The sequence below is a fragment of the Peribacillus sp. AS_2 genome, assembly GCF_026891895.1.
Taxonomy (GTDB): domain Bacteria; phylum Bacillota; class Bacilli; order Bacillales; family DSM-1321; genus Peribacillus; species Peribacillus frigoritolerans.
In genome coordinates, this window is record NZ_JAPTGA010000001.1 from 113,074 (window position 1) to 131,131 (window position 18,058).

Below are 18,058 nucleotides of genomic sequence, written 5' to 3' on the forward strand. Positions count from 1 at the left end.
TATGAAGAAATTAAATAAAAAGATTGTGGGGAATGAAAATGAAGAAGATTTTTGGTCTGATACTGTTAATGTTGCTTACTGCAGGCATGATGGTAGGCTGCGGTGGTGCTGCTGATGAAGGAAAAGAAAAAGAGCAAACGAACCATGCTCAACACGAAGCTTTCCCGATTACGATTAAAGATGCAAGTGGGGAAAAAGTTACGATAGAAAAAGAACCGAAGAAAATCGTTTCGTTGATACCAAGTAATACGGAAGTGGTCTTTGCACTTGGTTTGGGTAAAAAGGTCGTTGGTGTTTCCGACAATGATAATTACCCGGAAGAGACGAAAGAAATTGAAAAAGTTGGCGGAATGGAAATGAATACGGAGCTGATTGTCTCCATGAAGCCTGACCTTGTTCTTGCGCATGCATCAAGTGCCCATAATTCAAATGAGGGTTTACAGCAGCTTAAGGATGCTGGAATAGATGTGCTCGTAGTCAATGATGCACAAAGCTTTGACCAAGTCTATGAATCTATTGAAATGATTGGAAAGGCAACGGGAGAACATGATAAGGCAAACGAAATCGTTGCGGATATGAAAACGAAGCTCAAGGATATCCAGGAAAAAGCCAAATCCGTAAAGAAAGAGGATAGGAAGACCGTTTTAGTGGAAGTTTCGCCTTCACCGGAAATATACACACCTGGAAAAAATACGTTCATGAATGAGATGCTCCAGATTATTTCAGCGGATAATGCGGCTGCTGAATTGGACGGTTGGGCAAAAATTGATGAAGAGTCGATGATTGCTGCAAATCCTGATGTCATCATTACAACTTATGGTTATTATACGAAAGATGCAGTAAGTGAAGTGAAGGCCCGAAAAGGATGGCAAGACGTAAATGCTGTTAAGAATGGCCAAGTCTTTGATGTCCATTCTGACTTGGTGACCCGTTCCGGTCCACGCTTAATAGAAGGAGTAGAGGAACTTGCCAAAGCAGTCTATCCGAACCAATTTGACAACTAAATGGGCGTTTGCTTATTTGATTGCGTTGTTGATTTTGTTATTCGCAATGACGATAGGCATTTCCTTTGGTTCGGTGCCAGTTCCGATTCCCGTACTTATACAAATAATCGGCAAGGAGATTTTCCACTTGCCGATTTCTGCCGATCCGGATGTGATGCTTACGAATATCGTGATGAACATCCGCTTGCCGCGGGTGCTGCTCGCTGGTTTGGTTGGGGCATCACTTGCGATCGCGGGTGCGGCTTTTCAAGGACTGCTCCGGAATCCGCTCGCTGATCCTTATACATTAGGTATTTCATCAGGAGCATCGGTCGGCGCCGTATTGACGATATTTTTGAATATATCACTGCCATTCATCGGTTTATATACTCTTCCGGCATTGAGCATCTTATGTTCAGTGCTCACGATGCTCTGCGTACTGACTTTTGCAAAAAGAATGGATCGGTCGATGAAAGTGGAAACGATCATTTTAACGGGAATCATTTTCAGCTCGTTTTTAAGTGCCTTCATTTCATTGATGATTGCGCTGACGGGTGATGAATTAAGACAAATCATCGGCTGGCTGATGGGAAGCGTCTCAATGCGCGGCTGGAATTATATCATAATCATTTTGCCGTTTTTTATCATTGGCTCGTTGACCTTGATCATGAATACAAAAGAATTGAATGCGATGACTTTCGGGGAAGACCGGGCAAAACACTTAGGTGTGAACGTCAAGCGGCGGAAAATGTGGATCTTGATAGCCGGTTCGACATTGACAGGGGCAGCCGTTGCCGTTTCAGGGGCGATTGGTTTTGTAGGATTGGTCATTCCTCATTTTGTCCGAAAGATTTGGGGACCTGACCATAAACATTTGCTTCCGTTGTCATTGTTGATAGGAGGCGGATTCTTGATATTGGCCGATTTTGTAGCACGAACGATCATTGCCCCATCGGAACTGCCGATCGGGGTGATCACCTCACTTATCGGGGCACCTGCATTTGCGCTGATTTTATTAAAGAGACGGAGAGAAGGGTAAAAACGGATGCTTGAAGTAAAAGGGTTAACAGGTGGATATCACAACAAAGCTGTTTTGGACTCTGTCTCTTTTGATGTACATAAAGGGGAATTATTCGGGATTCTTGGTCCTAATGGCAGCGGGAAAACGACGCTTTTAAGTATGCTTAGCGGGGTGCTCGATTATAAAGGCGGAAGCGTACGGATAAGCGGCAGGGATTTGAAGGATTATTCGTCAAAACAACTTGCACAGGTCATTGCCGTGCTCCCTCAACATTCCTCATTAGCTTTCTCCTATACAGTAAAAGAGACGGTCTCGCTTGGGCGATATGCCCATCAATCAGGTTGGTTCCATAGTTGGTCCGCAGAAGATGAATCGATTGTCCAGCGGGTGATGGAACAAACGGGAGTAGCTGATTTTCAGGATCTTCATTTTGACCGATTATCAGGTGGGGAAAGACAGAGGGTCCTGCTGGCACAGGCCCTTGCCCAAGAGCCGGAAATCCTTTTTTTGGATGAGCCTACGAACCATTTGGATCTTTCCTATCAAAAAGATCTTCTTGATCTAATGAGGAAAATGGCAAAAGAGCAGAAGTTGACCGTTATTTCAATTTTTCATGATTTGAATTTGGCTGGATTATATTGTGATCGGCTTATGCTGCTTGAGAAAGGGCAGATTCAGGTTGTTGATGTGCCGAATGAAGTGCTTCAACAGGAACGGATTCAGGGTGTATATCATACGACGATCGAAAAACATCCGCATCCCGCCCTTCCGAAACCGCAAATGTTCATCGTTCCGGAAAAGCATGGCCAGGAAACTATCCCGCTGGAAATTGATGATTCTCATTTGACAGTCGGATTTGAGATGATTCAATTGAAGTCTCCGATCCCGCTTAGAACGATGTCTTCTGGAGTGACTGGTTCTGGGACAGGCTGGCATAAGTATTTTGTGAATAGGCACGTCCATCATGGTTATGATTGCGAGGATCATCATGTTGAAATGGCCGACTATTTAACAGCTCATGGTTTTGAGCCTCAGGAAACGGTAGGGATGATGACAGCTGTCTTTCTCGATACGGTCGCTTTCAAGCTATTAAGAGCTGAAGATTTCTCGGTTTTTATCATTGTGACGGCCGGTGTAGGGAATGCCATCGACGCTTCATTAGCTGACCGGCATTCTTGGAGTTCCGCTCCAGGAACGATAAATACATGGATATTCGTAAATGGGCATTTGGCAGAAGAGGCATATATCCACAGTATAGTGACTGCGACCGAGGCAAAAGTAAAAGCGCTTCATGATTTGCATGTCATGGATAAGGTGACAAATACTTGTGCAACAGGAACATCGACAGACAGCATTTTGATTGCGGCAACTCAAAGAGGGGCAAAGCTTCAATATGCAGGTACCATCACTCCGTTAGGGAAGCTGATCAGTCGCGGTGTATATGATTGTACAGTGGAAGCATTGACGAATAATCGGAAACGGATTGAGGAATTATGATTTATCATCATCTTTTTGCGGTTACGCTGGCGTTCTTCCTTGATTTATTAATTGGAGATCCGCCAAGTTGGCCGCATCCAGTCAAATGGATAGGAACGATGATTAGCAAGTTGGATCTGGCATTCAATAAAGGGGCATATAAGAAACGGAAAGGGCTCTTCATGTTGATCATCGTCCTATCGGCGGTGTTATTGATTACACTTCTTTCCGTTTATTTGGCTTATCTAATCCATCCGCTTGCAGGTATCCTTTGGGAAGCTGTTGTCATTTCCACAACGATAGCTCAGAAGGGCTTGAAGCAAGCCGGGATGGATGTTTGCCTTCCGCTTAATGAACGGGATTTCCCTGAAGCGAGGGTAAAGCTTTCCTATATCGTCGGCCGTGATACGGCTGATCTTGATGAGCCAGAAATCGTCAGGGGCACGGTGGAAACCGTAGCGGAAAATACCAGTGATGGGATTACAGCGCCATTATTTTGGGCAGCTATCGGCGGTGCGCCGCTCGCGATGGTGTACAGGGCGATTAATACCTGCGATTCCATGGTAGGGTACAAGAATGATAAATATGGGCAATTCGGATGGGCTTCAGCAAAGCTCGATGATATCGTCAACTGGATTCCCAGCCGCTTCACCGGATTCCTGATGTTGCTGAGCTCGAAATCCGGCTATCATGGATTCGGCACCAGATGGAAGATATTATTCAATGACGCAAAAAAACATCCAAGCCCGAATAGCGGGTGGTGTGAAGCAGGCGTTGCTGCTATTTTGGGAATACAGCTTGGTGGCCGGAACACGTACAAAGGAATTGTTTCCGACCGCGCGAGGATGGGAGTTCCGCTTGTTCGATTGGAAGCAAAACATATACCACAAACGATTACCATCATGCATCGGTCATCTTTTCTATTTCTGCTGATGCTATGGCTAGGGGGACTTATTCTTGACATTACCTTCTCATGGCTCTAATCCTCATTATCTTTATGAAGCGCTGAAAATCGAAATGCCTGAATCGGTTCTCGACTTCAGTGCTAACATCAACCCATTGGGTCCGCCTTTACGCATAAAGCAACAGTGGTCTGGGTTTTTCGAAGGAATCCTTCAATATCCAGATCCGCATGCCATTGAATTGACAAAATCCATTGCAAAAAAAGAAGCACTTCCTGAGCAATCCGTTTTGATGGGGAACGGTGGTGCTGAAATCATCATGCTGGTAGCGAACGGATTAGCCAATCAAAGGGTGCTGATCATACAGCCGGCATTTGCGGAATATGCTGAAGCTTGTTTGGCAGCAGGATGTAAGGTCGATTTTCACCAGCTTGATGCTCCTAGGTGGCAATTGGACCTGGAACGATTGATTCCGCGATTACCCGAATATGATGCCATTTTCTTATGTACGCCTAATAATCCGACGGGAGTTTCATTTAAGCGGGATACAGTTAGGGAATTGATCATTGAATGCCAAAAAGCGGATTGCCTGGTTGTCCTGGATGAGGCTTTTTATGATTTCACGGAGGATGCCTTTAGTTATGCTTCTTTAATCAATGCATTTCCACATTTACTCATACTAAGATCAATGACTAAAATCTTTGCGATCCCCGGTTTGAGACTAGGCTATTTGCTTGCGTCACCTGACATCATAAAACGGGTAAGAAATTATAAACCGCATTGGAGCGTCAACCATGTGGCACTTGAAGTAGGGAAAATCTGTCTTGCAGAAGAAGCCTATATGAGAAAAACAAGAGACTTTATTGCATGGCAAAAGCAAAAACTATTCCGGTTTTATGAGGAGCAGGGGTTGGATGTCTCCGATAGCACAGTTAATTTTTATTTGGTGAAAGATGAATCTTTATCCCTTTTCCCCTTTTTGCTGAAAAAAGGAATCGTACCGCGCCATACCTATAATTTTCCGGGTTTGGATGGAAGGTGGCTTCGGTTTGCAGTGAAGAGTGAACATGATAACGAAGCACTGATGGAGGGGGTAAGACAGTGGAGAAAGCAAGGCTCTGTTTTATAACCGGGGGTGTCCGTTCTGGAAAAAGCAGCTTCGCGGAAAGAAAAGCCCTGGAGTATGCACTCCAGATGGATGGGAACTTGCATTACCTCGCCTGTGGCCGAGTCAGTGACGCTGAGATGGGTGAACGCATCCTTAGGCACCGGAAAGATAGGGAAAGCAGCCCGATTGCGTGGAAGACCTCCGAATACGCAACGGATATTACAAGAATAGGGGCGGATATTGATCAGGATTCCATAATTCTGCTCGATTGTCTGACAACCCTGCTTGATAACGAACTATTTGGCCCTGGCCTTCCGCTTGAAGAAGAATTCTTAAATAGCGTTTTTTCAAAAATAATAACCGGAATCAATGAGATAAAAAAACAATCCAATTGTTTAATTGTCGTGAGCAATGAATTGGTGCAGGAACCGATTTTCCAGGATGATTTCCTTCATATATACGGAAAAACACTGGGATTGCTTCATCAAACGATCGTCGGGCTGGCCGATGAAGCCTATCTAGTGGAAGCGGGAATTCCATTGCGGAAGAAAGGGGGCATGCAGGAATGAGCGGAGTGATTGGATTTTTAATTAACCTGCAGTTCTTTACGGTCTTTCCAATAAAGAAGCAGCTTCCGATGGAGAAGAAATATATTCACCGTGCCATTCAAACCTTTCCATTAGTAGGTCTTTTGCTAGGCTTGATATTGGGCGGCGTTTTGTATGCACTTGTGGAATGGACCCCATTGTCATCGCTTTCGATTGCCTTTTTCCTTTGGTTTTTGACCATGGCATTAACGGGAGGCTTGCATCTCGATGGCTGGATCGATGCAAGTGATGCTTTTTTTTCCTATCAGGATAAAGAGCGGCGATTGGAAATCATGAAGGATTCCAGGACAGGTGCCTTCGGTGTCATCTCCGTCATAGTCCTATTGGCCGCACGGTTTCTATTTATCTATGAAATTGTCGAAAGGGTAAATGAATGGACATACTTCTTGATCATTGCCCTTCCGCTCTTAAGCAAATGTGTGATGGGTTATTTACTCATCCGGATGCCGCTCGCTAAAAAAGAGGGGCTAGGTGCTTTTTTTCAAAGTGCAGGTACGAAAAGCAGTTTGCCCATTTATTGGCTGTACCTCCTTGTAAGTCTGGCGATTGCCTGGATCATTGATTTTAAGCTTGTCCCCTTATTTTTCATCATGTGTCTGGCTGCCGTGATTTTCCTGGTATATATGAAACGTAAAATCCTCAGTTGGTTCGGTGGGATAACGGGGGATGTGCTGGGGGCATCCGTGGAAGGGGTTGAGCTTTGGTTATGGCTGATATTGTGGCTATTACACTACTTCGCCATGGGCTGACAGTAGCGAATGAGCGAAGGGCCTATTTAGGGTGGACGGATTCTCCATTAAGCACCGAAGGAGAAAAGGAAATACTGGACTTAAGGGGTTCTTACCCACAGTATGAAAAAATTCACAGCAGTGATTTGCCACGCTGTGTGGAAACTGCACGACTTCTGTTTCCAGATGCAGTTCCGCTCAAAAGCCCTTCTTTCCGTGAGATGAACTTCGGCAATTGGGAAGGAAAGACGTATCAAGAGTTGAAGACAGATGGAGAGTATCTTAATTGGCTGGAACGTCCCATGGAGGCACTGGTGCCCGGGGGTGAAAGTTATCCGGCATTTTCCGAGCGTGTTAATAAGGGCTGGAACGAATTGATTGCCTGTAAGGAGAATCGATTTGCCCTATTGACGCATGGAGGGGTAATTCGTGATTTATTGGTCCGTTATGCCCCGCAGGAAAAGTCTTTTTTTGATTGGGGAATTTCCCATGGCAGGGGATATGAGCTCATATGGGAAGACCGGAACAGCTTAAGGAGGGGAGAACGTTGCACTTTGTTACAGGAGGCGCCTATAATGGGAAAACTAAATGGGTAAGGCAATTGTATGGTTTGGAAAATGATGTCCTTTGGCTATCCGGCTATCGACAAGAACAGCCGGAAATGATTGATTTTCAAGGCAAGACTGTTATATTGCAAGGATTGGATGCATGGATTCAACACGATGCAGAAAAGATGGATTCAAATTCGATTCGAAAAAAATGGAAGGAAATCATGGCTGATTGGCGAATATGGGAGAATGAAAGGGATGAACACCGCTGCATTGTGATAGGTTCTGATATTTCCAAGGGAATAGTCCCGATGGAAGCAAGAGACCGCAGATGGCGTGATGCCTGCGGATGGGTCTATCAAGATGTAGCATCCATATCAAAGCGCGTTGATATCATTTGGTATGGAATTAACCAGCGAATAAAGTAGAGGAGGTAATTGGGATGAAAATCTATACACGTACAGGGGATAAGGGACAAACCAGCGTAATCGGAGGTCGGCTTGACAAGGATGACATTCGTGTTGAATCTTATGGAACGGTGGATGAAGTGAATAGCTATATCGGTCTTGCGGTGACAGAATTGGATCCTGCGATATTTACGGATGTACTGGCCGATCTAGAGAAAATCCAGCATGAGTTATTTGACTGCGGCGGAGATTTGGCAACTGTTTCTGAGAAAGCCCCGCAAAAGCTGACGGATGAGACCATTACCTATTTGGAAGAACGGATAGATGCCTTCATACTTGAAGCACCGGAACTGGAAAAGTTTATCCTGCCTGGCGGTTCAAAAGCGGCTGCAACGATTCACATTGCCCGAACCGTGACAAGAAGAGCAGAACGGCTGGTCGTTTCATTGATCAAGTCGGGTGCGGCCGTTTCTCCATTATCACTTCAATATTTAAATCGTTTGTCGGATTACTTCTTTGCTGTTGCACGTGTGATCAATTTCCGTCTTGGTGTAAAAGATGTGGAATATATCCGCAGCGCAAATGTGTTCCGGGGAGGGAAAAGAAAGGAAAAAGAGTAAACATGGATGTAAGAAAAATTAGTGCAATTGCTATATTTATCGCCTTATCGGCGGTAGGGGCAATGATTAAAATCCCTTCACCGATCGGAAGCATCGCTTTGGATAGTTTTCCGGCCCTTTTGGCGGCTGTCATACTTGGACCGGTATCGGGGGCTATAGTTGCTGGGCTTGGTCATATCATTTCAGCGTTCATCGGCGGCATGACACTTGGGCCATTCCATTTTTTGATCATGGTCGAAATGGCTGTCCTGACATGGATGTTTAGCATTTTATATATAAACGGGAAAAAAGTAGGCGCATTTTTTCTCTTCTTTATCAGTAATGCCTTCGTTTTGGCCCTGCCTTTCGCATTTCTGATCAGCCCTGGCTTTTACACGTTATTGGTTCCGGGCTTAACGGTGGCGACGGCGGTAAATGTAGTATTGGCGGTCCTTTTATTGCCGCGCTTGGAACCTGTTTTGAAAAAAATCATTTTTAAAGATGGATTAGCTGAATGAGTGATTCATTGATTTTGCCATTTTCCGAATCAGATTCCTTGATCGTCTCAAGTGACAATAGCGGCGGGATCGGGCTGAAGGAAAAAGATCTTGTCCATGTCCCTTATGAGGTTGCTGGATATTATTCCTTTCGGGTTGCCGTCATGGAATGCCTGGGCGTTGGCGGAAGACCCGTATCCGTCGTACTAAATAATTTCTGCGGTGATGAAGCCTGGGAGGATCTGACCAGGGGTGTGAGGAAGGGGCTGAATGAATTGGGAATGGAGGATCTTCCCATCACTGGCAGCACAGAAAGTAACATGCCGCTTCTTCAGTCAGCACTTGGTCTTATGGTGATTGGTAAACGAGTGAATGAACGTGTTAAAAAGCAACAGCCCTTACGGAAAATTGCTCTGGTCGGCAGGCCGCTCGTTGGAGAGGAAGTTATGGAACAGCAAGAATGGGTCGCACCATTATCTTTATATAAAAGCTTATGTGAAATGGTAGGTGTTCAGGCACTTCCAGTCGGCTCAAAAGGGATAGCCTATGAATGGGGGCACCTGGATCAAAGTGGTGAAGGTGTTTCTATGCATATAAGCAATAAAGTCGATATTGAAAAATCATCAGGACCATCCACCTGCTTCCTCATTGCCTATCCTGAACAACTGGAGGAAGAAATCAAGCAAAGATCCGGTCCTCTTTTTATTGGCGGTTGATCGATCCAAGACTGAATCAGGCATCGAGTTTAGTTCATAATGAACGGGTTCGATGCTTTTTTCATTGAGATCTTACCTTGATGGATTCCTTTCCTATTTAGAGTGAATGCTTGAATAAGATGTTTGGTTTATTTGGATAGGTGGGCTTGTTGCCCGGTTTTATCATGCCAAAGTAAAAAGAAACCCATTATTGCGTTACTGCTCGCTTCCGTCACTTTAGGAATCATCACAGGTATGGATATTCGGGATGTTGCAGATGCTGTTCAGACAGGGGTAGGTATTACTCTTGGTAATGTTGATCGGAGCTTTGGTGAAGATTCAACATGGAATGATGGGTTGATTTCATTGGAAAACCAATCATTGCGCCTCATGGTTTCACTCTTTACATTAGGTTGCACAAGAGGTTTTAATAAAGGGGAGCAAAACCAATTCATGTCCGCTGCCTCCATCATCTAGATTATTGGAGCGGGCGGTGCATTTAAAAATGTATGGCAAGAGCTGGTGAATGAAGCCATTGCAAGTCAGTCTAGCGACATCCCTTGATTTGTTGGGCTGACTCGTTACAGCCATGATAAAATCTGCTGTCCTGGTGTTATAGTAAATTGCCGGTCCAATACTCCATCACATGTGAATGGAGCAGATTTTGGATGGTCAGCAGTCGCACATACGATAAAGATTTGAACGGTTATGGAAATGACTATATCAGTCGTTTCATTTATCCTAATCTTACTATTGAATTCAATTGTTTAAGAGAAAGGAGCATGATGTATATATGAAGCATTCAGGTTATATGATGGGGATCGATATTGGCACGACGAGTACGAAAGTTGTTCTTTTTTCAAAAGGGGGGGAAGTTGTCCAATCTTGTTCAAGGGGATATCCTCTGCACAGTCCAACTCCTTCTGTAGCGGAACAAGATCCCAAAGAAATTTATAAAGCGGTCATCATTGCTATAGGCGAGGTCATGATTGCAAGTGGAATAGAAAAGCAAGAACTGGGATTGATATCGTTCAGTTCGGCGATGCATAGCTTGATCGCCATGGGTAAGGACGGCAACCCGCTGACGAATAGCATTACATGGGCGGATAATCGAAGTGTTGCCTATGCGAGGAAACTGAAGGCTTCGGAACAGGGGATGCGATTGTATCACAGGACCGGAACGCCTGTTCACCCGATGTCCCCAATCACGAAAGTAATGTGGTTAAAAAATGAGCACCCCGGAATTTTTAACGAAACGGACAAGTTTATAGGAATAAAAGAATACATCATCTACAAATTCTTCAATGAGTATGTGATGGATTATTCGCTCGCTTCTGCAACGGGCATGTTCAACATGAATGACCTGAATTGGGATGAAGAGGCACTTACCATTGCTGGAATTGGGGCTGATAAGCTGCCGATGCTTGTCCCTACAACGCATATCCTCTCAGGCTTAAGTGAGGAATTAGCTGCAAAAATGAACATTCATGCTGGTACACCGTTTGTGATTGGAGCGAGTGATGGCGTGCTTGCCAACTTAGGTCAAAACGCAATCAAGCCAGGCGTTCTGGCAGTGACAATCGGAACGAGCGGTGCGGTAAGAACCGTCAGTGACAGGCCGCTTACCGATCCCAAAGGCCGGACATTCTGCTATGCCCTTACTGAGAATCATTGGGTAATCGGCGGACCGGTCAACAATGGGGGAATCACCTTCCGATGGGCACGTGATCAATTGGGCCGTGTGGAAATCGAAAAAGCAAAGGCTTCGGGACAGGACTCCTATGAGATTCTGACGGATATGGCTTCTAATATTGCACCTGGTTCTGATGGGTTGATATTCCATCCGTATATGGCAGGGGAACGGGCACCATTATGGAGTGCCGATGCAAGGGGCTCTTTCTTTGGACTGGCGCTTCATCACACTCGTGACCATATGGTCCGGGCAGTACTGGAGGGTGTAATGTACAACTTGTACAGTGTCCTTATAGCCGTAAAAGAATTGACTGGTGCTCCCGAGAAGATTCATGCAAGCGGCGGATTTGTTCGTTCGAAGCTCTGGCGCCAAATCATGGCTGATATATTCAATCAAAACGTGACAATTCCAGAAAGCTTTGAGAGTTCGAGCTTAGGTGCCGCCGTTCTTGGATTATATGCTTTAGGCGAAATCGAAAGCCTTGATGAGGTTGAGGGTATGGTTGGTGAAACGAATGAACTTGTCCCGATCGAAGAGAACGTCAAAGTATATGAAGAATTGATGTCAATTTATTTATCCGTAAGCAGGCAATTGGAAGGCGACTACAAGAGGATAGCGGATTTCCAAAGACGCCATTTAGAATGACTCTTAGGATGAATGAGCACTGTGCTTCAATTTGTCGAAAAGAGAGCGGACTTCAGAACACGACTGGAACTTTTTTTAAAAAAACTGAGGAAAACAGGCTTTTCCTCGAATTTGTCTATAGTCTAAAAGCACAAATGCATAAGCACTGTGCTTTTCTTTTTGCCTGGTAATTAAAATGGTAAGATGGAATAAAACGATAAGGGGAATTTCTTATGGGAGCCAGTAAAACGAATGCAATGCGAATTCTTGATAACAAACGTATAGAGTATGGCATGATGAGTTATGATGCCCGTGATGGAAAGATTGATGGGATCACTGTTGCGGACAAGATTGGAAAAGCGCCAGAAACCGTTTTTAAAACGCTTGTCACCCATAACGGACCCCAGCAGCTTTACGTATTTGTCATTCCTGTAGCCACCGAACTAGACTTGAAAAAAGCAGCGAAGGCTGCAGGTGCAAAAAAAATTGAAATGCTTGCGGTTAAAGATCTGCAAAAATACACAGGGTACATTCGGGGAGGCTGTTCCCCGATCGGAATGAAAAAACAATACCCCACCTTTATCGATGAAAGTGCAGCAAACCTGACTGAAATCATCGTAAGTGGAGGGAAAATCGGTACACAGATCGTTTTAAAACCGTCAGAATTCCTGGAAGTCACACAAGCGGAATCTGCCGCCCTAATAAAATAAATTGTTTATCTTTAGGTATTCACCTATTAGGCACTTTTTTCATACGCTGTCTTGAAGATCACATCTTTATTGTGAGGGAGAGTGTGAAAGTGACAGGAAAAGTGATGAATTATTTTGCTGGAGGCAATACGGCTAAAGGTTTTTATAGTTTATATGATTCAAATTTAAAAGGTCTGGAAAGATTATTCATATTAAAAGGCGGACCTGGTTCCGGTAAATCGACCATTATGAAAAAAATCGGCCAACAATGGCTGGATAAAGACTATGACATCGAGTATTTGCATTGTTCGTCCGATAACGATTCCATTGATGGAGTAATCATACCGGCTTTGAAAATCGGTATCGTGGATGGGACTGCGCCGCATGTGATTGAGCCGAAGGCACCAGGGGCGATTGAGGAATATGTGAATCTTGGGGCTGCCTGGGATTCCCAGCAGCTGGCTTCTGAAAGAGCGGCCATCATAAAGTTGACGAATGCGAGAAGCAAGAGTTTCGAAAAAGCATATACCCTATTCGCTGAAGCATTAAAGATACATGATGAATGGGAAGACATTTACAAGTCAAATATTGATTTCGCAAAATTGAATGGGTTGACCAATAAATTGATTGAAAGCTTTTATAGAGATATCGTCCTTAATAAGAAGTCGGATGTTCGTCACCGATTCTTAGGTGCAGCTACACCAACGGGTGCAGTTGATTTCATACCCAATATTACTGAGGGAATACAAAAACGGTACTTTTTAAAGGGGCGTCCAGGTTCAGGGAAATCAACGATGCTGAAGAAGATTGCAAAGGCTGCGGAGCAAAGGGGCTTTGATGTGGAAATATATCATTGTGGTTTCGATCCGCATAGCTTGGACATGGTAATCGTCCGGGAGGTGGGAATCGCCATCTTTGACAGCACATCGCCTCATGAGTATTTCCCGAGTTGTGGAGGGGACGAAATCATTGATATATATAAAACGGCCATTTTGCCAGGAACAGATGAAATATATGCCGATCAATTAAAGGATGTTTCCACCAGGTATCGGACGAAAATGAATGAAGCGACAGCAAATCTGGCTAAGGCAAAAGAGCTGCATGACGAACTCGAAAAGATTTATGTAAAAGCAATGGATTTTACAGCCATCGATGATATTCAAAAAGACATCAATGAACAAATTACTGAACGGGCACAAGATGCCGATAGAAAAACGATTCTACATTAAGAAAATAAACTGCGCCTACCTTAAATAGGCGCAGTTTATTTATATACATAAAAGGATTTTTTAACCCCTGAAGCCACATCAAGAATATATACGGGTTTGTTAAACGTGTTTATCCACGCCCTTTCGGTTAAAATAGGGATTATATTGAAAAAAGGGGCCGATTGAATTGATAAAGACGATTGCGATTGATATGGACGGAACATTGCTAAACAAAATGCAAAAGGTCAGTGAGGAAAATAAACAAGCAATCCTGAGGGCGCAAAGCGAGGGAGTGGAAGTGATCATTGCTACTGGAAGATCTTATGTAGAAGCAAGGTTCGCTTTAGATGAAGCAGGCATCGTTTGCCCTGTCATCTGTGTAAATGGTGCGGCCCTCTTCACGGAGGAAGGGGAGATTGCCGCTTCCAATCCAATGTCAGCAGCCACTGCTAAAATGGTCGCTGGATTCCTCGAAGAACAAGGGATTTATTTCGAAATATATACGAGTCAGGGGATTTATTCCAAAGACTATGAAAACGCAATATCTGTTTTGGTTGATGTATTCGTTACAGCCAATCCCGACATTGACCCTGAGGGTATGCGAAAATTTGCAGAGCAGCGTTTACAGCTGGGACAGGTAACTTCCATTTCCGATTATTCCGAGTTATTCAGCCGTTCGAATGAGGAATATTATAAAATTCTCAGCTTCTCAAAGGATTTAACTTTATTAAATCAAATTGCTTCGAAATTGGAAGGACAGGGAGTTACAGTCACTTCATCAGGACGTGAAAATGTAGAAATCATGAGTGAAACGGCTCAAAAAGGTACGGCACTTGAAGCATATGTGAATGGAAAATCCGGCTCGATGCAGGAAACCATGGCTATTGGGGATAATTATAATGATGTATCCATGTTTGAACGGGTAGGTTTGTCTTTCGCAATGGGAAATGCCCCGCTCGAAATTAAAGAACTGTGTGATGCAGTAACAGGCAAGAATGATGAATCAGGCGTCGCGGAGGCAATTTTAAAGGTACTTAAACAGTCAGCCTATTAAACTCATGAATCAAAGGGGGAAAGAACATTGAAAAAGATGCTCTTATTTTTCCTTATGGCGACATTGTTTTTAACTGGTTGCAACATGAATGATGACGAAAGCAAAAACCAGCCGAATCCTGACAAGGAAGTGACAGGCACTTTAGGGGAAGGTCCGGATGTGTTGGTAACGAACCTGCAGGCCCCGTGGTCGATTCAGAAGAATGGGGATATAATGTATGTGTCAGAGCGGACTGGAACAATCGTCGAATGGGACAAGGATAAGATGACACGGCAAAAGGTCAATCTTAAAAAGACATTGTCGGCGAAAGCGGAAGCTGGATTGCTTGGATTTTTACTAGCTCCCGATTTCTCTAAGAGCGGGCAAGCTTTCGCCTATTATACATATGAAGAGGGCGGGGATTCCATCAATCGCATCATCACTTTAGAAAAAAATGATGATATATGGCAGGAGATGGAGACCTTAATCGACGGAATACCAAGCGGGGACTTCCACCATGGCGGCAGGATCAAGATTGGACCGGATGATAAGCTATATGCAACAACAGGTGATGCAAGAAAGTCTGAAATTGCACAGGACATAGAATCTTTAGGCGGGAAAATTCTGCGCTTGAACCTGGATGGCACCATTCCTAAAGATAATCCTTTCGGGAATTCATATGTCTATTCATACGGTCACCGCAATCCACAAGGTCTGGCTTGGGATGAAGCAGGACAGTTGTATGAAAGTGAGCACGGAGATTCGGCCCACGATGAATTAAATAAAATTGACCCCGGTAAGAACTATGGCTGGCCAGAGATACAGGGCGATGAGCAGAAACCGGATATGGTAAAACCTTTGATTCATTCCGGTGAAAATACATGGGCTCCTTCAGGCATGGCCTATTTTGACGGAAAGCTTTATTTTGCAGCCTTAAGGGGCGAAGCGCTAAAGAGTTACGATGTAAAGAGCGGAAAACTGACCAATATCATAACGGGCTCAGGAAGGATACGTGATGTATTCGTTGATGAAGAATTCATATATTTCATAAGCAACAATACGGACGGCCGAGGAAATCCTGATGAAAAGGATGATAAGCTATATCGTTTGCCGCTATCTCGGTTAAATATGCCTTGATGTGATCAATGAGCAGAAAAGAAGCATATATTTGGGAAACCTCGCCAATAGCGGGGTTTCCTTTTTGTGTATGGCACCAAACTCACGAGTAAAAGCATGAAATTCACGAGTAAAAGTGCCAAACTCACGAGTAAAAGCGTGAAACTCACGAGTAAAGGTGCGAAATTGACGAATAACGCCCAAACTCACGAGTAAAAGCGCAAAATTCACGAGTAACGCCCAAACTCACGAGTAAAGGTGTGAAACTCACGAGTAAAAGCGCGAATCCCCTGAAAAAGGTATTTTTTGTCTCGGAAGTGGTGTAGAAGCTGAGGATACTGTGTCTCTACGATTGTTTTCGTTCTTCCTGAGGGCTAGACATTTTTATTGAATAGGTGTATAGTTACCTAGGTAACTACTTTACAGGAGGAATTACCTTTGTCCTTTCAAAATGGTTTTTTTCATCATAACTTACAATTTTCAAGGTCATTTACGAAAAAGTTAAATGAACAATTGGCCAAGGTTGATCTTTATCATTCCCAATGGTCAATTGTATATTATCTGAGTCGGTTCGGCTGTTCTACGCTTGTTGAAATAAGCACTTATTTAGATGTGGAGAAACCGACGGTAACCAGGACGGTAAACCGGCTGGAAGAGCTTGAGTTGATTGAACAAGTTCCAGGAAAAGATAAACGGGAACGGAGAATACAGTTAACGGAGTCAGGTTTAAGGACTTATCAAGAGGCCAAAAAGGTAGTTGAGGAATTTGAATTTCAATTAATGAGCGGTTTGGCTGAAGAAGACCGGGAGGCAACGTTACGTACGTTGATTTTCCTGAAGGAAAAATTAAAACAATAGTAAGGAAGAAGGATTGAAATGAATCACAAACCGAAATTGTGGACGAAAGACTTTCTGATTGTTTCGTCTGTGAACTTTTTTCTATTTTTAACTTTTTATGTCCTGATGGTGACATTGACCATTTATACGATGGATAATTTTAATGCGTCGCAAGCACAAGCAGGGCTTGCCTCAAGTATTTTTGTTCTGGGGGCTGTGCTTGTCAGACCGATTGCAGGGAAAAAAATTGACAAGATCGGCCGCAGAAAGATGTTGCTTGGCTCGTTGGTTCTATTTCTGATCGCATCCATCGGCTATTTCCTGGTGAATAGTTTATCCCTCTTATTGATCGATCGGTTTATTCAAGGTTTTGCTTTTGGCCTTGCCACTACGGCAACTGGAACGATTGCTGCGGATATCATTCCGAATGAAAGACGCGGGGAAGGTACGGGTTACTTTGCCATGAGTACCAACTTGGCAATGGCATTCGGTCCGTTCATTGGATTGCTGATAACACAGCATTTCAGTTATTCCATCATTTTCTATGCAGCCTCCTTATTTGCCGCATTTTCTTTAGTTGCATCATTATTCATGAATGTGCCTGAGGGGGATAAGGGCGGAGCTTCGCCACAAAAAGGATTTAAAATCAGCGATTACTTTGAAAAAAGGGCACTGCCCATTTCCATTTTTATCGGGTTTGCCGGATTTACCTATTCGAGCATCTTGTCCTATTTAACGTCTTTTGCAAAGGAAATGGATTTAATGGATGCGGCGAGCTTCTTCTTTGTCGTTTTTGCTGTTTTCCTTTTGGCGTCCCGTCCGTTTACAGGACGGATGTTTGATGTGAAGGGGGAAAATGCAGTTATTTACCCATCGCTCTTACTATTTGCCGTCGGTATGGTCATCCTCAGCCAATCCCATCATGGTATCACGCTTCTGATTGCCGGCGCCTTGATCGGAGTGGGGTACGGTACATTCCAATCAAGCTGTCAAGCGATTTCCATCAAGGAAGCCCCATCAAATCGGATGGGATTAGCCACATCCACATTTTTTACGATGTATGACTTCGGTATTGGTGTTGGTCCATTCCTATTGGGATTCCTTATTCCATTTACAGGGTTCAAAGGGTTATTCATGGGAATGTCGGTTTTTGCATTCGTACTTATTGGCATTTATTACTTGGCACATGGGAAAAAAGCCTCGGCAAGAGTGAAAATGCAGCATGAGGAACGCTTGTCTGCCTAAATTTTTTCAATAGGATTGTATAAAAAGAAGTGTTTTGGGGA

The 18,058-nt window shown here is 43.9% G+C and carries 21 protein-coding genes; 20 read left to right on the forward strand and 1 reads right to left on the reverse strand.

Going from position 1 to position 18,058, the window contains the following annotated elements; translation table 11 throughout:
- Positions 1–38 precede the first annotated feature (38 nt).
- The 18 genes from OTG27_RS00525 (at position 39) to OTG27_RS00610 (ending at position 15,956) form a co-directional block, all read left to right on the forward strand.
- Complete coding sequence (locus tag OTG27_RS00525) at positions 39–1,004, forward strand: ABC transporter substrate-binding protein (protein WP_098185042.1); 966 nt, start codon at positions 39–41, stop codon at positions 1,002–1,004.
- A complete protein-coding gene (locus OTG27_RS00530) occupies positions 967–2,022 on the forward strand; it encodes a FecCD family ABC transporter permease (protein ID WP_268935947.1) in 1,056 nt (351 codons plus the stop codon). The genes OTG27_RS00525 and OTG27_RS00530 overlap by 38 nt, the downstream gene beginning before the upstream one ends.
- Positions 2,023–2,028: 6 nt before the next feature.
- The gene (locus OTG27_RS00535) at positions 2,029–3,501 is read left to right on the forward strand and encodes a heme ABC transporter ATP-binding protein (RefSeq protein ID WP_268935948.1); all 1,473 of its coding nucleotides are present in this window, start codon (positions 2,029–2,031) and stop codon (positions 3,499–3,501) included.
- Entirely contained in the window at positions 3,498–4,463 is a 966-nt protein-coding gene (cbiB, locus tag OTG27_RS00540) for an adenosylcobinamide-phosphate synthase CbiB (RefSeq protein WP_268935949.1), read from the forward strand. The genes OTG27_RS00535 and cbiB overlap by 4 nt, the downstream gene beginning before the upstream one ends.
- On the forward strand, positions 4,438–5,511 hold the full coding sequence (cobD, locus tag OTG27_RS00545; protein ID WP_268935950.1) for a threonine-phosphate decarboxylase CobD: 1,074 nt from the start codon (positions 4,438–4,440) through the stop codon (positions 5,509–5,511). Before cbiB ends, cobD begins: the two co-directional genes overlap by 26 nt.
- Positions 5,484–6,059, forward strand: coding sequence for a bifunctional adenosylcobinamide kinase/adenosylcobinamide-phosphate guanylyltransferase (locus OTG27_RS00550; RefSeq protein ID WP_057278223.1), 576 nt, complete (start codon positions 5,484–5,486; stop codon positions 6,057–6,059). The genes cobD and OTG27_RS00550 overlap by 28 nt, the downstream gene beginning before the upstream one ends.
- On the forward strand, positions 6,056–6,847 hold the full coding sequence (cobS, locus tag OTG27_RS00555) for an adenosylcobinamide-GDP ribazoletransferase (protein ID WP_098864431.1): 792 nt from the start codon (positions 6,056–6,058) through the stop codon (positions 6,845–6,847). Before OTG27_RS00550 ends, cobS begins: the two co-directional genes overlap by 4 nt.
- The gene (locus tag OTG27_RS00560; protein WP_268935951.1) at positions 6,805–7,422 is read left to right on the forward strand and encodes a histidine phosphatase family protein; all 618 of its coding nucleotides are present in this window, start codon (positions 6,805–6,807) and stop codon (positions 7,420–7,422) included. Before cobS ends, OTG27_RS00560 begins: the two co-directional genes overlap by 43 nt.
- Positions 7,374–7,802 carry a bifunctional adenosylcobinamide kinase/adenosylcobinamide-phosphate guanylyltransferase gene (locus OTG27_RS00565; RefSeq protein ID WP_268935952.1) on the forward strand — a complete coding sequence of 143 codons (429 nt, stop codon included), beginning with the start codon at positions 7,374–7,376 and terminating at the stop codon, positions 7,800–7,802. The genes OTG27_RS00560 and OTG27_RS00565 overlap by 49 nt, the downstream gene beginning before the upstream one ends.
- Positions 7,803–7,816: 14 nt before the next feature.
- Entirely contained in the window at positions 7,817–8,401 is a 585-nt protein-coding gene (locus OTG27_RS00570) for a cob(I)yrinic acid a,c-diamide adenosyltransferase (protein WP_048688549.1), read from the forward strand.
- Between the two features lie 2 nt (positions 8,402–8,403).
- Positions 8,404–8,898, forward strand: a complete 495-nt coding sequence (locus OTG27_RS00575) for an ECF transporter S component (protein WP_048688544.1) — start codon at positions 8,404–8,406, stop codon at positions 8,896–8,898.
- Complete coding sequence (locus tag OTG27_RS00580) at positions 8,895–9,593, forward strand: ATP-binding protein (protein ID WP_268935953.1); 699 nt, start codon at positions 8,895–8,897, stop codon at positions 9,591–9,593. The genes OTG27_RS00575 and OTG27_RS00580 overlap by 4 nt, the downstream gene beginning before the upstream one ends.
- 132 nt (positions 9,594–9,725) lie before the next feature.
- Positions 9,726–10,049, forward strand: a complete 324-nt coding sequence (locus OTG27_RS00585) for a GntT/GntP/DsdX family permease (protein WP_268935954.1) — start codon at positions 9,726–9,728, stop codon at positions 10,047–10,049.
- Positions 10,050–10,365: 316 nt separating this feature from the next.
- Positions 10,366–11,910: a gluconokinase gene (gene gntK / locus OTG27_RS00590; protein WP_268935955.1), complete on the forward strand. Its 1,545-nt coding sequence runs from the start codon at positions 10,366–10,368 to the stop codon at positions 11,908–11,910.
- A 212-nt stretch (positions 11,911–12,122) separates the two neighbouring features.
- Positions 12,123–12,599, forward strand: coding sequence for a Cys-tRNA(Pro) deacylase (ybaK, locus tag OTG27_RS00595; RefSeq protein WP_034315977.1), 477 nt, complete (start codon positions 12,123–12,125; stop codon positions 12,597–12,599).
- An 89-nt stretch (positions 12,600–12,688) separates the two neighbouring features.
- Complete coding sequence (locus tag OTG27_RS00600) at positions 12,689–13,807, forward strand: PRK06851 family protein (RefSeq protein WP_268935956.1); 1,119 nt, start codon at positions 12,689–12,691, stop codon at positions 13,805–13,807.
- Between the two features lie 166 nt (positions 13,808–13,973).
- Positions 13,974–14,840, forward strand: coding sequence for a Cof-type HAD-IIB family hydrolase (locus OTG27_RS00605; protein WP_268935957.1), 867 nt, complete (start codon positions 13,974–13,976; stop codon positions 14,838–14,840).
- A 36-nt stretch (positions 14,841–14,876) separates the two neighbouring features.
- A complete protein-coding gene (locus OTG27_RS00610; RefSeq protein ID WP_268936139.1) occupies positions 14,877–15,956 on the forward strand; it encodes a PQQ-dependent sugar dehydrogenase in 1,080 nt (359 codons plus the stop codon).
- Here the strand turns inward: OTG27_RS00610 and OTG27_RS00615 are convergent.
- Entirely contained in the window at positions 15,942–16,166 is a 225-nt protein-coding gene (locus OTG27_RS00615) for a hypothetical protein (protein WP_268935958.1), read from the reverse strand. The two genes, OTG27_RS00610 and OTG27_RS00615, sit on opposite strands and share 15 nt — an antisense overlap.
- Before the next feature lie 207 nt (positions 16,167–16,373).
- Between OTG27_RS00615 and OTG27_RS00620 the strand changes: the two genes are divergently transcribed.
- Positions 16,374–16,793 carry a MarR family winged helix-turn-helix transcriptional regulator gene (locus tag OTG27_RS00620; RefSeq protein WP_268935959.1) on the forward strand — a complete coding sequence of 140 codons (420 nt, stop codon included), beginning with the start codon at positions 16,374–16,376 and terminating at the stop codon, positions 16,791–16,793.
- A gap of 18 nt (positions 16,794–16,811) precedes the next feature.
- Positions 16,812–18,017, forward strand: a complete 1,206-nt coding sequence (locus OTG27_RS00625) for an MFS transporter (RefSeq protein WP_268935960.1) — start codon at positions 16,812–16,814, stop codon at positions 18,015–18,017.
- Positions 18,018–18,058: the final 41 nt, after the last annotated feature.